Here is a 15,992-nt window from a genome sequence, read left to right as displayed (position 1 = left end):
AAATGAAAAAACTAGTAGTAACTTTCTTAGTCTGTTTTGCCTTTTTGTCAATGACAGCCCAGAAAATTGGCCCGCCAGCTCCTTATGGAGCATTGCCAACTGAACCGCAATTGCGTTGGCAGGAACTGGAACAATATGTTTTGGTGCATTTTACTCCAACCACTTTTCAGAATAAAGAATGGGGTTATGGCGATGCAGATCCTAAAATCTTTAATCCCTCAAAATTTGATGCGAGTCAGATTGTGAATGCTGCCAAAGATGGCGGTTTTAAAGGCGTTATTTTTGTTGCCAAACATCACGATGGATTTTGTTTGTGGCCGACCAAAACAACAGCTTACAACATTAGTGCAAGCCCTTTCCGTGATGGAAAAGGCGACATGGTAAAAGAATTTGAAGTGGCTGCGCGTAAAGCCGGAATGAAATTCGGTCTTTATTGTTCACCTTGGGATCGAAATAATGAAGATTACGGAAAACCTGAATATGTAGAAAAATACAGAAATCAGTTGAGAGAATTGTACACGAATTATGGTAATCTATTCATTACCTGGTTTGATGGTGCCAATGGTGGAGACGGGTATTATGGCGGTAAAAATGAAAAAAGAAATATTGACAGAGCAACTTATTACGGCTGGGATAAAACATGGGGCATATCCCGTGAATTACAACCCGGAGCGGTTATTTTTGCTGATAATGGCGATGTGCGCTGGGTTGGAAATGAAAGAGGTTTTGCAAATGAAACATCCTGGGCTACTTTTACACCAGAACCTATAGCAGGTAAAACAGTAGCCGTTCCCGGAGAAACGGATTCTGATAAAGCTCAGGGCGGGACACGAAACGGTAAATACTGGAAACCGGCTGAATGTGATGTTCCGCTTAGAAATGGCTGGTTTTATCATGCCAATGAAGATAACAATGTAAAATCTGTTTCGGAGTTATTCGAAATTTACTTGAAATCAGTTGGAAGAGGTGCTGGTATGGATATCGGAATTGCACCAAATACAGAAGGTTTATTACATCAAAATGATGTTAAGAGTTTGAAAGATTTTGGTGTTTTTTTAAAAAAATTGTTCGCGGATAATCTTGCTCAATCTGCTGTGATTACGGCTTCGGAAGTTCGCGGTGAAAATCAGATCTTTTACGGAACCAAAAATCTTACGGATAATGATCGTTACTCCTATTGGGCAACAAGTGATGAAGTAAAAAAGGCCACTGTAACTTTAGAGTGGCATAAAGAACAAACGTTTAATATCATTCATTTAAGAGAAAATATCAAATTAGGTCAGCGTATTGAGAAAGTGGAAATTGATGCTTTTATTGGTGGAATTTGGAAAAAAGTAGGCGAAGCTACGAGTATTGGTGCCAACCGATTAGTACGTTTCTCAAATTATATCACAACTACAAAATTGAGAATTACTATTAAAGAATCTCCTGTTTGTATCGCTTTAAGTGATATTGGTGTTTTTAGAGAGCCAGAACTATTGCCTCTTCCAAGAATTAAAAGAGACAAAGACGGGAATGTTTCGATCACTACCGAGACAAGTGTAAATCAAATTCGTTACACCATTGACGGAACAGAACCTACTGCACAATCTCCCATTTTTCTAAGCCCATTTCCATTTTTAACCTCGGGTGATGTGAAAGCCAAATCTTTTGGTACAGATATGAAATCTGGTGAAACTGCCATTCAATCCTTCAACGTTTACAAGAAAGACTGGAAAATAGTTACTGTCTCTTTTGAAAATGAGGAAAAAGAATCAGCATTAAACGTTATTGACGAAAATGCCGAAACTTTCTGGAGTACAGCTGATAACACATCATTAACGCCTTTACCACAATTCATAGTTATTGATATGGGACAGGAAATGGAATTCACAACCTTATCGTATTTGCCACGTCATAACGGAACGGGTGGAATTGTGAAAAATTACCAATGGGAAATAAGCACAGACGGTATAAACTGGAGAACTGTTGCAGAAGGTGAATTTGCTAATATCAAAAGCAATCCGGTGGAGCAAAACATCACTTTAAAAACATCGGTAAAAGCCAGATACATTAAGTTTATTGGAAAAACCAGTGTAGACGGAAGATATATTTCTATTGCTGAAATTGGTATAAAAACACAATAATCCTATTCTCTTTTACAGAGATTCGATAATATAAAAAAAGTCCATTCGCTACGGTGAATGGACTTTTTTGTATTCATAAAGGATTTTGCAATTACTCCATAATGCCCTCCGTATATTTTCTTGAAAGCATATCAAATGTTGGTTTCATATAGTCCTGGAAAGCATTTGCTTCGTCGAGACTATGAAAAGAAATTAAATAATCGTCAAGTAGGGCGTTTATTCGAAAATTAAGATGGTTGATATAGTCTTGAAAATTTTCCAGATATTGATACTTTGCAAAGTCTAGTTCGGGACCAGATAATTTCTCGAACGGCTGTCGCTTTGCGTTTATGTATTCTTCCGCATCTTTAATAAATTCCTCTTTGATTTTTTCGTAACTCATAACTTGATTATAAATACATTATTATAACCCTTTTCCACTGCTAACCAGAGTTAGAAAACAGCCTTTTTCAACTAAAGATATATTATTCCTGAATCACTTTCAGCGTCGTTCCGTTTACAAAATCATCATGCGAAATAAAGAAACTATTTAAACTTTTCCCATTTAACTGAATGTCTTTTATTTTTCCGTCACTATTAATTTCACGCTGAATTACGATGTTCTCTTTCTTGTAATACCTTGGATCTAATTGAATCGTTATTTTATCAAACATTGGCGTTGTAAGTGTATAAATCGGATCTCCCGGTGATATTGGATAGAATCCCATCATGGAATACACCAGCCATGCCGACATCGTTCCTGTATCATCATTTCCAGGTAATCCTTTTGGCTCATTCTTGAAATGCTCTCTTACTAACTTCCTCACCATTTCCTGGCTCTTCCACTCCTCGCCTTTTACATAATTGAACAAATAAGGATAAGCAATATCCGGCTCGTTTGCCATATCAAATTGTTTGATATCAAAAACTTTTTGCAATTGATCAGAGAAAGGTTTATCACCTCCCATTAATTTTATCAATCCTCTGATATCATGCGGCACCATAAAAGCATATTGCCAGGCGTTGCCTTCAATGAATCCAACATTTGCCTGAAAATTAGCCCCTGCAATAGGATCAAAAGGTTCGTACCAATTGTCTGTAGCCGTTCTTGGTCGAAGCAATTTTAAATCTTTGTCATATAGTTTTCGATAGGATAATGAGCGTTTAGTAAAACGTTTATAATCTTCTTTTTCACCTAATGCTTTCGCTAAAAGTGAAATCGCATAGTCCGAAGTATTATATTCAAGTGTTGTAGAAACTGGCCCAGGATAATTGGTTGATAAATATCCTTTATCCAAATATTCTTTAAGGCCTGGACGCAATGGATTCTCTTCAATTTGGTCTGCCCCTTTTAACATGGCATGGTAGGCTTTGTAAATATCAAAATCCTGAATTCCTCTTAAACAAGCGTCCACGATAACGATACTGGCCGGGTCTCCAACCATTGTAAATGTCTCGGTTGAATTTAATTCCCATTTGGGCAGCCAGCCGTTTTCATCGTACATTTCCAACATGCTTTTAATCATATCGGATTGTTGCTTCGGATAAACCAGAGAGGTTAACGGATGCATATTTCGATAGGTATCCCACAAAGAAAATACCGTATAACGTGTGTCTGTGGTTCTTCCAATCTTGGTCCGTTTTATTTGAGGATATTCCCCATTAATATCATTTAAAGTATTTGGATGAATTAAAGTATGATACAATGCGGTATAAAAAATAACCCTATCCTGATAGGAACCACCTTCAACTAAAATTTTAGAAAGCTCTTTGTTCCATTCATCATACGTTTCTTTATAAACAGCATCAAATGATTTACCACCGGTTTCCCTTTCTAAATTTTCACGGGCATTTTCAATACTTACATAAGAAACTCCAATTTTAACTTCAACCGTTTCTTTTTTATCAAATTCATAGGTAAAATAAGTTCCGATGCTATCTCCAACAACCGTTTTAATGGTGTTTTTCATCATTCGGGTTTTACCGTTGTAACCCATCCATTGTGCTTCTGTACCTTCATACTTTGGCGTTTTTTTCCAAACTCCAAAGTGATTTGCCGGTTTTGAAAATTTGGCCACAAAATAAACCGGATAAGCATCTTCAGGACTATTATAACAAAACGAACCTACAGTACGCATTCCTTCAATTTCTGTTGATGAAACCACTTTTAACATGGCGCCTTCTTCATTTGTCAATCCTAAACCTAAATTCAGTAAGATATTGGATTGTCCTTTCGGGAAAGTGAATTTGCTTACACCTACTCTTTTCGACGCTGTAAATTCCCCTTTAATTTTATACTTATCAATATCTACGCTGTAATAAGCTGTTTTAGCAACCTCCTTAGAATAAGTAGAACCGTATTTCAAATGATTCGTTTCAACCGCTCCAGTCGTCGGCATTAGCAACAACACACCTAAATCAGGACAGCCTACACCACTTAAATTCACCTGACTAAATCCAGTCAGAAAAGTATTTTCATTTACATAAGGATTAGACAGCCACTGACTGTCTTTTTCTAACGGTCGGTTTTGAGGACCGGCTACGTTAAAGGGACTAATACTTGCCATTCCTCTTGGCGCAATTGGTCCCGGGAAAGCAGCGCCGTAATTTGAAGTTCCGATCAACGGATTCACAAGATCTGCAGGCTCTTGTCCAAATGTGTTTATGCTAAAAAACAGCATGCAAAAAAAGCATGCTGTTTGGATTGTTGTATTTCTCATTTCTTTTTTAGCTATTATTACTTAAGCTATTTTAATTGACTACAATTTCATCTACAAATAACCAAGAACTGTCTCCTTTTGGACTCTTTCTTAAGTTAACTGCTATGATCTTTATAAATCTGGTATTTTGCTTGTCAAAAGTAATTATAAAATCTTTTAATTCCGATACAGGATTTGATGCATAGGTGCGATTCACCTTTCCTACTTCTTTGTAATTGATGCTATCGTTTGAAACTAAGACTTTTACTTGTACGGGAAAATTTATTCCCGCTCCCTGGCTTTCTAAAGTTCCAACTATTACCTGTTGTATATTTTGCTTTTGTTCAAGATCAATCACAATTTCCATATCATTTACTAACCATGCCTGCCATTGACCATCATGAAAGTTTTTAGAACCGCGAATTGTATTCACCATTCCAAAAGGCCCGTCACCTTTGTAATTGTTGCTGTATGGTGTTAGATAACTTACTTTATGTCCTGCACCTTTATGAAATACGATAGTGTCTGTAAATGTTTTTCCAACTGCCCTGTCATTTTGAAATAAGGACGCTTTTAGGATGGTTGTTTCGTTAAACGAAATTGGATTTGTGTATTTTAAAGCCTGTTGATCTAATGGTTTATTACCCAAAACATAACGAATATCCGGATTTGGAAATTCATTTTTCAATGTAACATTAATCTGTTTTTGAGCTAAATCTGCTGTTGAAGAAGCCGTTACCAAATAAGCACTTTTTGCATAATTGATACCCAAATAATTATAACGCTGAAATAATGAGGATAATCTTGTGGTGAAATCATTCCAATTGCGGCTTTCTTTCGGACTCCATAGAGTCTCAGATAAAGCAGCCAATCTTGGGAAAATCATATATTCTGAAGTACTTGGAGTCGAAAGAAATTCTGCCCATAAATTCGCTTGTCCACCTAATACATGCTTTGCCTGATCTGGTGTCATAGTGGAAACCACAGGATCAAATTCGTACACTTTATTTAATGGATTATATGCATCAAAAGCTAAAGGTTCTTCATTTTGAGGTCCCTGATAAAAATTAAAATAACAAGGTGATTCCGGAGTCATAATAACATCGTGACCTTGTTCAGCAGCTTCAACACCACCTTTAGTTCCTCTCCAGCTCATTACAGTGGCTTCCGGAGCTAAACCTCCTTCTAATATTTCATCCCAGCCAATTAGCTTTTTGCCTTTAGAATTGATGTATTTCTCCATTCTTTTTACAAAATAACTTTGCAGTTCATGGCTGTTTTTTAAACCGTTCTCCTGCATTCTTTTTTGACAATTCGGGCATTTATCCCAATTGGATTTAGTCGCTTCATCACCTCCAATATGAATGTATTTTGAAGGAAAAATGTTAACCACTTCATCGATTACATTCTGAAGGAACTCAAATGTTGTTTCTTTTCCGGCACAATAAATATCTGTAATGGGCCATAAACCTCCTGACGGAACTCCAATTCGCTGATCAAAACAAGCCAGTTCCGGATATGCGGCAATAGCACTGCTTATGTGCGCCGGCATTTCGATTTCAGGAATAATTTCGACATTTTTTGATGCTCCATATTTTACGATTTCTTTTAATTCATCCTGAGTTAAAAATCCACCATAAGTTCCTTTTTCATCCGGATTTGTGGTAAGCCTGGCATTCCATGATAAATTCTCCTGATCAACTCTCCACGCTCCAACTTCAGTTAATTTTGGATATTTTTTAATTTCAATTCTCCATCCCTGATCGTCTACTAAATGCAAATGCAAAACGTTCATTTTGTGCATGGCCAAACGATCAATCGTGGCCAAAATATAATTTTTATCGAAGAAATGACGTGACAAATCCAACATTAAACCTCTCCATTGAAAACGAGGTTTATCATTGATAACCAAATTCGGAATTTGCCATTTTTGTTTCGGAATAACATTTTTACTTTCAATTACAACCGGAAGCAATTGTCGGATACTTTCCAATCCATAAATAAAACCAGCTTGTCCTTTAGCAGTAATGGTGATAAATTTTGAATTTACATCTAATATATAGGCTTCTTTCTCTAACGTTTCGTCTACTTTAAATTGCACATAATTGCTATTCGGAATCGCGGTCGATACTTCAGGACGAAACCCGGCAGCTTTTTCAAACTTGCTGATAAGCACATTGGAAATTTCTTTTTGAAAATCAGTTACAGCAATAAATTTTGTGTTTTTAGAAAATTCAAATATGCCTTTATTAATTATTAACTGTGTTGGTTTCGGAATGATTTTAATATCTTTTTCCGTGTACACTTTTTGACTATAACCCGCAGTTAAAACGGCTAAGAAGATTAAGACAAATAATGGTTTTAATGTTCTCATAAATTTATTTTAAAGATGGTGTAATTTTAAATTGATACTGATAACTTTTGTTTCTTAAAAGATATTTGTCCATTGGCCATGCCTGCCAGCTATCAATACCTCCAACACCCATTTGTTTGTAATCAATTTTTAAACTGGTTAAATCTCTTTCTTTCAATTCGGCGGCGTGCCTTTGATCTTTTTTCAATCCGTCATCTAAATCTTCATTTAAATAATGCAAAGCTGTTATTGACAACAAATCATCTGATTTTACAGTTAATTTTAATTTATCGTTTGATAATTCAACCCAACGAATATCCGTTTTATTTCCCGTTTCCTGTGGGCGAATATAAGGATAATACTGTTCTGAAACTGTTTGGGTATAAAGCCCTACTTGTGAACTGTAATTTCTGTCAATGTAGTTTTCGTGTGGTCCTCTTCCGTAATAAATCATGTTGCTAAAATCTTTCGGAACAATTATTTCCATACCAAATCTTGGCAGCATTGGTTGTTCTTTTATTTTCTCAATGTTTAATTCTTCTTTCACGCTTAATTCTCCGTTGGCGCTAAGTTCGTAATTCAAAACTAATTTTGAAACAACCTGAGGTAAATCATATGTTGCTGTAACAATAATTTTATTGTCTTTCGCTACATAAGACCAATTGATAAGAGTAGGATTCTCTGTTGCGTCTTTCCATGGTTTTAATTTTTCCTGAAGATAAGCTCCAAAATCATTGTCATTTGGCGCTCTCCATAAATTAGGACGCAATTGATACCCTTCTTTTATAATTGGCTGATTTTGGAAGAAATAACCATTTATGAATCCTGTTTTTTTATCAAAAGCAATTTCCATTTTATCGCTTTTAAATACGGTCCTATTTTCCTTTTTCTCTACCGCTATTTTTGAAGTACCTTCTATTTTAATATCGTTTTTCCAGCTTCCTTTAAGTGCTAATTGGTCAGTAGCAATCTGGAAACCTTTTGGTAAAAACGGTTCGTCTTGTTTGATATGATAGCTCACATTTATAAAAGCTTCCTGAAACTGTTTTCCGTCTAAATTAACTGGTAATTTATACGATTTCGATTCATTAGATTTTATTTCTAAATCATCAATAACACCGCTTTCAGTCTCTTTTCCATCCAGGATTAATTTCCAATGCAAACTCACATTGCTTAAATCTTTAAATGAAAACTCGTTGTAGACTTTTATAGTCGCCGTTTCTTTATTTTCCCACGAAGTCAGGATATTTTGATATACATTTCGCATTTCAAAGGCATGTGGATTTGGTTTTCTTTCCGGGCTGAAAACGCCATTGTCCAGGAAGTTATTATCACTTGGTGTATCCTTAGGTCCAAAATCTCCTCCGTAAGCTAATACTAGCGTTCCGTCTGGTTGTGTTTTATAAACCGACTGGTCAATCATGTCCCATATAAAACCGCCCTGAAAATTTGGATACTTTCTTATTATATCCCAATAATCCTTAAAATTTCCCATTGAATTTCCCATGGCATGAGCATATTCACATTGAATATAAGGTCTGTCCGGATGGGGATTTGCCAGAATATATTCTTCCATTTTATCCGGCGAACTGTACATGGGGTCGATAATATCTGAATTCCATTCGTATTTTAAATCCTTCCCGTCCCATGCTCCGGCGGTCGCTCTTTCGTACTGAATTGGTCTTGATTTATCACGATCTTTTATCCACAAATAACCTCGGTAAAAATTATAACCATTCCCAGCCTCATTCCCCATACTCCAAATAATAATGGAAGCAAAGTTTTTATCACGCTCCACCATACGCTGCATACGCTGTAAATGCGCCAGCTCCCAACTAGGTTTATTACCTAAAGTTTTGGTAAGATCATAACCCATTCCGTGCGATTCGATATTCGCTTCATCCACAACATAGATTCCGTATTTATCGCATAATTCATAGAAATATTCATCGTTTGGATAATGAGACATTCTCACCGCATTGATATTAAACTCTTTCATTAATTTAATATCTTCTTCCATGCGTTCTCTTGAAACCGTTTGTCCCGTAACCGGATCTGTTTCATGACGATTCACGCCTTTTATGTAGATTGCTTTTCCGTTTACTAAAAGCTGTCCGCCTTTAATTTCTACTTTTCTAAAACCAATATTTTGATGAATAACTTCAATAACACTTCCTTTTTTATCTTTCAGAAGAAAACTAACCTGATATAAATTCGGAATTTCTGCACTCCATTTCTTCGGATTATTTACAGCAAAGTCGAAGATTTGTTTTTCGCTTAAAGCGGAAATAACTTTTGAAGTAATGATTTTTTCACCATCTTTCAATTGAACCTCTAAACTATAATTATCTTTTTTATTTAGGACTGAAAATTCAGTAGAGATTTTTAAACTTCCGTTTACATAAGACGCATCTAAATCCGGAACGATTTCATAATCTTTTAAATGCGTTTTATTTCGGGCAACCAAATAAGAATCTCTGGTAATACCGCTAAATCTCCAGAAATCCTGACATTCTAAATACGAACCGTCGCTCCATTTCATTACTTTTAAAACGATAGTGTTTTTACCGGTTTTCACATATTTATTCAGGTTAAATTCAGATGGTAATTTTCCGTCTTCGCCATAACCTACATAAATACCATTTACCCAAACCGTTAGATTTGATTTTGCAGTTCCAACATGAAGAAAAATATCTTTTCCTTCCCAGGATTTATCGATCGTGATTTCGCGTCTGTAAACTCCGGTTGGGTTGTAATTTGTAGGAACAAAAGGCGGATTTACTTTTATGTATTTTGCAAAATCATAAGTGGTATTAGTATAAACCGGAAAACCGTAACCATTTACATCCCAGCTAGCCGGAATTTTAAAATTATCCCACGATTGATCGTTAAAATTACTTTTTTCAAATGCTGCCGGAAGATCCGCGGGACTGTCAAAATATTTAAATTTCCAGGCTCCGTTTATATCCAAATAGTTTTTTGATGATCTCCAGTCGTTACTCGCTGCTAATTTTTCATTCTCAAAAACATAGTAGGCCGCGTGCATTGGTTCTCTATTCTCTTCATTGATTTTTTCATTTTGCCAAAAAGGAGTACTTTCCTGTGCCTGAACAGAAAATAGAGAAACTATGATGAGTGCGGCAATGAATACAGTTTTTTTCATTATTTGATTTTTATTCTTGTAAATTCTTAAAATTTATTTCATTAGAAAAATAATAAAACATTCCTTCTTATGAAATAAAAATACATACTATAATAAAACAAACAGAACCATAATTGTTATTATGGTTCAGGATATAAATATATAAAGTTACTTTTAATTAAAATCCGAATATCTGCACTAACCAACTCAGCAGATATCCGGATTTAAGAAAAAAACCACTAATTATTTAAACTTGCTTTTGTTTCCTTAATTGTTTTCAGATTGCTTTCAGATAAAGCGCCACCATCAAAAAAAGAAACTCCTACGGCACCATTTTCTTTAGCTAGTAAAATGGCTTCCTTTAATTCTTTGTCCGATTTTAATCCTGGAATATAAATTCCGGTATTAACTTTCGTTTGTTTACCTTGTAAATCGGCTACACCTTGTTTTGTTGCATAACCAACCCAGTCAATTTCTTCATCATAAAAGCTATGATAAATCATTGGATAAACTTCATCAATATCCCATTTATCCCAACGCTGACGCACCATATGATCTGCCATTTCTGGATAAGGAAATACTGCTGCTGTTAGTTTTTTATTGTGTTTGTGTACAATTTTGTAAGCGTCATTAACTACAGCTTGTATCGCATTAAGCCTGAAGTTTTTCCACTCCATATCGATAGAAGTGTTGTGACTTGTTTTAGGATTTTTATGATGTATTTTTTCAAATGCTTTTACACATTCATCACAATAACAAAAATCAAACTGAGGTAATTCTACGTCCTGAACTAGGTTATATTTTGGTAATAAACTGATTGGTAAAAAGATGTCCGGGAAACGAATGTAATCCAAGTGAACACTTTCAATACCTTCTACTTTTGCTAATTCTTCAACTAAATGCAAAACGTGTTCTCTTGATTCTTTTCTGGTTGGACATAACCATTGATAATAATCTACATACGGACGGTTATCAAAGCAAGATTTTCCTTCTTTACTTACCTGATACCAGTCAGGGTGTTGTAAAGCAATTGAATCTCCGGGTCTGTTCATCGCCATAATCCAGGCGTGTACTTTCAAACCTTCTTTTGCTGCTAAAGGTGCTATTCTAGTTAAAAGTTTTGGATCAGTTCCTGTATTAATTAATACTTCGTCAAGTCCGCCTTCTTTGTATTTTTTGAATTCTTTTCTATAATCTGCATCAGATTTTTTAGCATCTGCCGTTGTCCAGACTCCAAATTTAAAAGTGGTTGGTTCTTCTTTCTTTGCACATGAAAAAATACTAAGTGCCAATAAAAAAAGTAATAGTTTTGGTAGTTTCATAGTGGTTTATTTCGATATTATTTTGCCGTCTTCTTCTATAATTAATGTTTTATTCGAGAATGGACTTTTTACAGCTATATTAAATCCGGTTGTATGATTTTCAAGTACTGGTTTTAATACTTTTCCATCAACAGTAATTGGTTTCTTAGTAAGATCTGTTAGGGATTGTGCCCAGGTTTTGTTTTTGCTATGATATTCTTTCTGAGCGCGGTAAAGCGTGTACAATTCCCATTTTACTTTTTCATCCTGCGGAATTTCAAAACTGTCTTTTCCTTCTTTTGAAGAAAAATAAACATAACCCCATTTTTCAGGTTCATGCATGTTGATCACACCCATTGGTGACCAAACCCAATTGTACTCCGGAAGAAATTTTCCTTCAGCATCTTTCTTGCGTTCGTAACTGCCATTTTTGATATCATGCTGCCAGTTTACTCTCGAAAAATTAACCCTCCAGAATTTATCTACAGGAACATTTTGATCAAAGAAAGTTGTCTTGTAAGAAGCCCACGGAATCGCCATTTCCAATACCCAGCCTTCATCAGTATCATTTGGATTATTTAACGTACCGTTGATTTTTACAGCCGATTTTAAACCCGGAATGTTCCAATCGTTTAGAACGACCTTATCATCTTCTCTGTATGGTTTTGTCAAAAATAGATCCCAAGTGGTATTTAAAGCATTTATCTCTAATTCATAATAGTTAAAAGTATCGCTGTCGGGATCTATAAAAACTTCAAAATCATTATTATAAAAAATAATGGTATCACGTTGTTTTAGATTAGCCCAAACATGTGGTTCCTCCATTTTTGCCAGTATGTAAAAGTTGGTTTCGTCCCAAAGCATTTTTACTTTGGTTGCATATTTTGGTTTTACATCAGTTGAGATATCTTCAAAAAGAGCAGTCCACTCTACTTTATTCCACGAAGCATCATTTTCCTCCCCATCAATTGCAATTGCAGTTGAAGTTTTAGCAGCTATATACGTTTTTGGCACAACGGCTTTTTTCGATTGTGAATAACCACTTATCGAAAGAATCCCTAAAGCAACTATTAAACATTTTGATTTTAAAACCATATTTTTTCTATAAACTGTTATCTTTTGTAAACTGTACCACTTCGCTTAATTTACCAAATGCGATAGCCACTACTGTATCAGCAGCACCATAATAAACAGCCAATTTATCTTCTTCAGTATCATGCAAAGCAGCACAAGGAAATACCACATTTGGTACATCGCCAACCATTTCATATAGTTCCGCCGGTCCTAATAAGTAAGGTTGTGTTCTATATTTTACTTTATCCGGAGAATTGACCTCTAAAAGTGCTGATCCCATTGCATAACGGAAACCGTTGCAGGTATTGATAACGCCATGATAAATCATTAACCAGCCTTCGCTAGTAAGAATTGGGATTGGCCCTGCTCCTACTTTTGTACACTGCCACGCACTGTCTTCAAAAGGAGTTGGTTTCATCACCAAACGATGTTCTCCCCAATATTTCATATCCGGGCTGTAGCTGATCCAAATATCTCCAAAAGGCGTATGACCATTATCACTCGGACGGCTTAACATGGCGTATTTTCCGTTAATTTTTTGTGGAAACAAAACCCCATTTCTGTTGAAAGGCAAAAAGGCATTTTCACATTGAAAAAACTCTTTAAAGTCAAAAGTATATCCAATTCCGATTGTTGGTCCGTTGTAGCCATTACACCAGGTAATCCAGTAACGATCTTCGATAAAAACAACACGAGGATCATATTTGTATGCCGATTCGATCATTTCAGTATTACCAGACTGCATTACAATTGGCTCATGATTTATGTCCCAATCGATTCCGTTTTTACTGAAACCAGCAAAAATATTCATTTGAACTGCTTTATTATCACATCTGAAAACACCCGCAAACCCATCGCCAAATGGAACAACAGCACTGTTAAAAATACTGTTTGACGATGGTATAGCATATCTGTCAATAATAGGATTTTCAGAATATCTCCACATTACATCATTGCTGTTTTCGGGTCTGTCTTGCCAAGGAATAGTACTCATCTTTTTATATTGTTTTGTTGTTTTTGTTTTCTTTAAAAACACATAGAAACATAGATGCTCAAAATAAACATAGCTATGTGTGGGAAACTTGTTTCTTTTTCACAATTGAAGTTCTATGTCCTATGCGTTTAATATTTTATTTTTTAGCTTTTAAACACATAGAAAAATAGCTTTTGAAACCTAAAAAAGGCCTTTCATCAACTTAAAGAAACATAGCTATGTGTGAGAAACTAGTTTCTTTTAATATCCTTTTACGAATTAAAACCTATTTTTCTATGTGTTTAATATTTTCCTATATTCTAATTAATCCGCTATTTTTCGAACTTTATCCAGCCAGGTAAATTTCAGAATTGTTGTCGTCACTAAAAATACAACCAATGCCGCAATGGCTTTTGGATAATCTCTGATAACGAAGTATATCGGAAGTAAAATCATGCTTGACTGCCATACGATTCCGATAACACAATTCAGCATGTCTTTCCAGAAATCATTATTCTTTTCGAAAGTCTGATCTTCTGATTTTAATGTTTTATACACTGGACTCCACCATCCCCAAGGCCTAACATTGGTGTAAAAAGATCGCAACACATCCATGTCGGTTGGTTTGCTAAAGAAAGTTCCTAAGAGACAACCTAAAATGGAGAAACCAAATATTACGGGAAATAAGTAAATCGCCTGTACTTCTGACAAATCATACAAAAATGATCCTTCTGTAAAAGTTCCTTTATACTGTCCTAAAACAAATTGTAAAGAAGCTACAATTAAGCCAGCAAACATTCCCCAGAAATAACCCCAGCCGTTAAAGCGCCACCAAATCCATTTTAAGAAATTGGCTGCCACATAACCGCCATACAAGGCGCTGGTAATCCATAAGGTCAGAGAATTAATAGAATCTGCAAAGAATCCCATGAAAACTCCTAAACCAACCACTATAAAAGAAGAAATTTGGCTTACTTTAATATAGTGTGCATTGGTTGCAACGGGTTTGAAGTATTTTTTATAAATATCATTTACAATATAAGCTGGTCCTGCATTTACAAAAGCAGAGAATCCAGACATAAATGCCGCCAATAAACCAGCAAGTAAAAGCCCTTTTATTCCGACAGGCAAATATAAATTAACCACTTTGGGCATTAATAATTCTAAATCGGCACCTGTTAAACCTGTATTTGCATTTAATTCCGGTGCCAGGTTTATCAAAGCAATTACCACAATTCCGGTGATTAATAAGTATCTTGGAATGAACAAAATCAAGTTTGTAAAACCACTCATATAAGCCGCTTCTTTTACTGATTTTGTAGACAGAATCCTTTGTAAGTCATAACTTGGCGTTGGTCCGGCAACACTGGCAAAAAAGCCTTTGAATAATGTCATTCCGATAAAAGCGCCAAACATTTTATATCCTTCAGAATCAATTAAATTATTGAAAGTCTGGAATTTTTCGCTCCATTGGGTTTCAAACTGCCATCCGAAGAAAACATTTTTCCATTCTTGGCTAATTACAGCGTTAATCTGAATATCGGTATAATTTACAAAAGCATAACCTGCAATCAAAACACTGGCAATAATCATAATTAGATATTGCACTACTTCTGTAGCTACTACAGAAAACATACCTCCTTTAACCGTGTAAATTGTTGTTAAGAAGATAATTATCAAAGCATAAGAGCGCTCTGATGTCAATAGAATTAAATCTCCATATTGAAGCGTTAGATCCCAAGGAAGAATAATGGTAATAAATTTCCCGATTCCTTCAAAGAAATAAGCAATAAAACCAATGGTTGAAATGATAGCAAAAATAGCTACAATAATATGAGATGCTTTTCCGGCTCTGTCGTTTCCAAATCGGGTTAAAATCCATTCAGAACCTGTCATTACCTTTGATCTTCTGATCCAGACTGCGAGGAACATCATCACAAAAATCTGATTCCAAATAGGCCAAAGCCACATAAACATGAAACTTTTTACGCCATATAAAAACAGAACGCCAATCATCCAGGAAGTTCCTGAAACATCAAACATTCCTGATCCGTTACTTAATCCTAAAAAATACCATTTGATTGTTTTTCCGCCAAGGAAATAATCATCTAATCCTTTTGATGCTTTTCTTGAAATCCAAATTCCTATTCCTACTGAAAGCAGAATATAGGCTACGATGATCGATACGTCAATGATATCCATTAATTTTATTATTTATTTTTGGTTAGTTAATTTTTATTGTTGTTTCAGCCTTTTGTCTGATTGGTTATTTTTTTGTAAATCTCAGGAATAAGTTAACTCTAGATTGATTTTAGAAACCTCAGGAAAAACTTGTTGATGATGCG

9 protein-coding genes are annotated in these 15,992 nt (G+C 35.3%); 1 reads left to right on the top strand and 8 read right to left on the bottom strand.

Going from position 1 to position 15,992, the window contains the following annotated elements; genetic code table 11:
• Positions 1-2: 2 nt before the first annotated feature.
• A complete protein-coding gene (locus tag Q7C23_RS09295; protein WP_375032260.1) occupies positions 3-2,126 on the top strand; it encodes an alpha-L-fucosidase in 2,124 nt (707 codons plus the stop codon).
• Positions 2,127-2,217: 91 nt separating this feature from the next.
• On the opposite strand, the gene Q7C23_RS09290 is transcribed toward Q7C23_RS09295, so the two are convergent.
• The 8 genes from Q7C23_RS09290 to Q7C23_RS09255 all read right to left on the bottom strand — a co-directional run bounded on the left by Q7C23_RS09290 (position 2,218) and on the right by Q7C23_RS09255 (position 15,849).
• Positions 2,218-2,508, bottom strand: a complete 291-nt coding sequence (locus Q7C23_RS09290) for a hypothetical protein (protein ID WP_375032259.1) — start codon at positions 2,506-2,508, stop codon at positions 2,218-2,220.
• 82 nt (positions 2,509-2,590) lie between these two features.
• Positions 2,591-4,825: a GH92 family glycosyl hydrolase gene (locus Q7C23_RS09285; protein WP_375032258.1), complete on the bottom strand. Its 2,235-nt coding sequence runs from the start codon at positions 4,823-4,825 to the stop codon at positions 2,591-2,593.
• A 31-nt stretch (positions 4,826-4,856) separates the two neighbouring features.
• The gene (locus tag Q7C23_RS09280; protein ID WP_375032257.1) at positions 4,857-7,178 is read right to left on the bottom strand and encodes a beta-N-acetylhexosaminidase; all 2,322 of its coding nucleotides are present in this window, start codon (positions 7,176-7,178) and stop codon (positions 4,857-4,859) included.
• 4 nt (positions 7,179-7,182) lie between these two features.
• Positions 7,183-10,320: a glycoside hydrolase family 2 TIM barrel-domain containing protein gene (locus Q7C23_RS09275; protein WP_375032256.1), complete on the bottom strand. Its 3,138-nt coding sequence runs from the start codon at positions 10,318-10,320 to the stop codon at positions 7,183-7,185.
• Between the two features lie 218 nt (positions 10,321-10,538).
• Positions 10,539-11,621, bottom strand: coding sequence for a putative glycoside hydrolase (locus Q7C23_RS09270; protein ID WP_375032255.1), 1,083 nt, complete (start codon positions 11,619-11,621; stop codon positions 10,539-10,541).
• Between the two features lie 6 nt (positions 11,622-11,627).
• Positions 11,628-12,695 carry a carbohydrate-binding family 9-like protein gene (locus tag Q7C23_RS09265; protein WP_375032254.1) on the bottom strand — a complete coding sequence of 356 codons (1,068 nt, stop codon included), beginning with the start codon at positions 12,693-12,695 and terminating at the stop codon, positions 11,628-11,630.
• Positions 12,696-12,702: 7 nt separating this feature from the next.
• Positions 12,703-13,668 carry a glycosidase gene (locus Q7C23_RS09260; RefSeq protein WP_375032253.1) on the bottom strand — a complete coding sequence of 322 codons (966 nt, stop codon included), beginning with the start codon at positions 13,666-13,668 and terminating at the stop codon, positions 12,703-12,705.
• 303 nt (positions 13,669-13,971) lie between these two features.
• Positions 13,972-15,849 carry a sodium:solute symporter family protein gene (locus tag Q7C23_RS09255; protein WP_375032252.1) on the bottom strand — a complete coding sequence of 626 codons (1,878 nt, stop codon included), beginning with the start codon at positions 15,847-15,849 and terminating at the stop codon, positions 13,972-13,974.
• Between the last annotated feature and the right edge of the window lie 143 nt (positions 15,850-15,992).

The organism is Flavobacterium sp. LAR06, from assembly GCF_041946075.1.
Lineage (GTDB): Bacteria > Bacteroidota > Bacteroidia > Flavobacteriales > Flavobacteriaceae > Flavobacterium.
Note: the sequence above shows the minus strand (reverse complement) of the source record. Positions and strands in the feature narration are given on the sequence as shown.

Bases quoted from the DNA above. Each gene is read 5' to 3' on its own strand.
- Q7C23_RS09295 (WP_375032260.1), top strand. From the start codon at position 3: ATGAAAAAACTAGTAGTAACTTTCTTAGTCTGTTTTGCCTTTTTGTCA.
- Q7C23_RS09290 (WP_375032259.1), bottom strand. From the start codon at position 2,508: ATGAGTTACGAAAAAATCAAAGAGGAATTTATTAAAGATGCGGAAGAA.
- Q7C23_RS09285 (WP_375032258.1), bottom strand. From the start codon at position 4,825: ATGAGAAATACAACAATCCAAACAGCATGCTTTTTTTGCATGCTGTTT.
- Q7C23_RS09280 (WP_375032257.1), bottom strand. From the start codon at position 7,178: ATGAGAACATTAAAACCATTATTTGTCTTAATCTTCTTAGCCGTTTTA.
- Q7C23_RS09275 (WP_375032256.1), bottom strand. From the start codon at position 10,320: ATGAAAAAAACTGTATTCATTGCCGCACTCATCATAGTTTCTCTATTT.
- Q7C23_RS09270 (WP_375032255.1), bottom strand. From the start codon at position 11,621: ATGAAACTACCAAAACTATTACTTTTTTTATTGGCACTTAGTATTTTT.
- Q7C23_RS09265 (WP_375032254.1), bottom strand. From the start codon at position 12,695: ATGGTTTTAAAATCAAAATGTTTAATAGTTGCTTTAGGGATTCTTTCG.
- Q7C23_RS09260 (WP_375032253.1), bottom strand. From the start codon at position 13,668: ATGAGTACTATTCCTTGGCAAGACAGACCCGAAAACAGCAATGATGTA.
- Q7C23_RS09255 (WP_375032252.1), bottom strand. From the start codon at position 15,849: ATGGATATCATTGACGTATCGATCATCGTAGCCTATATTCTGCTTTCA.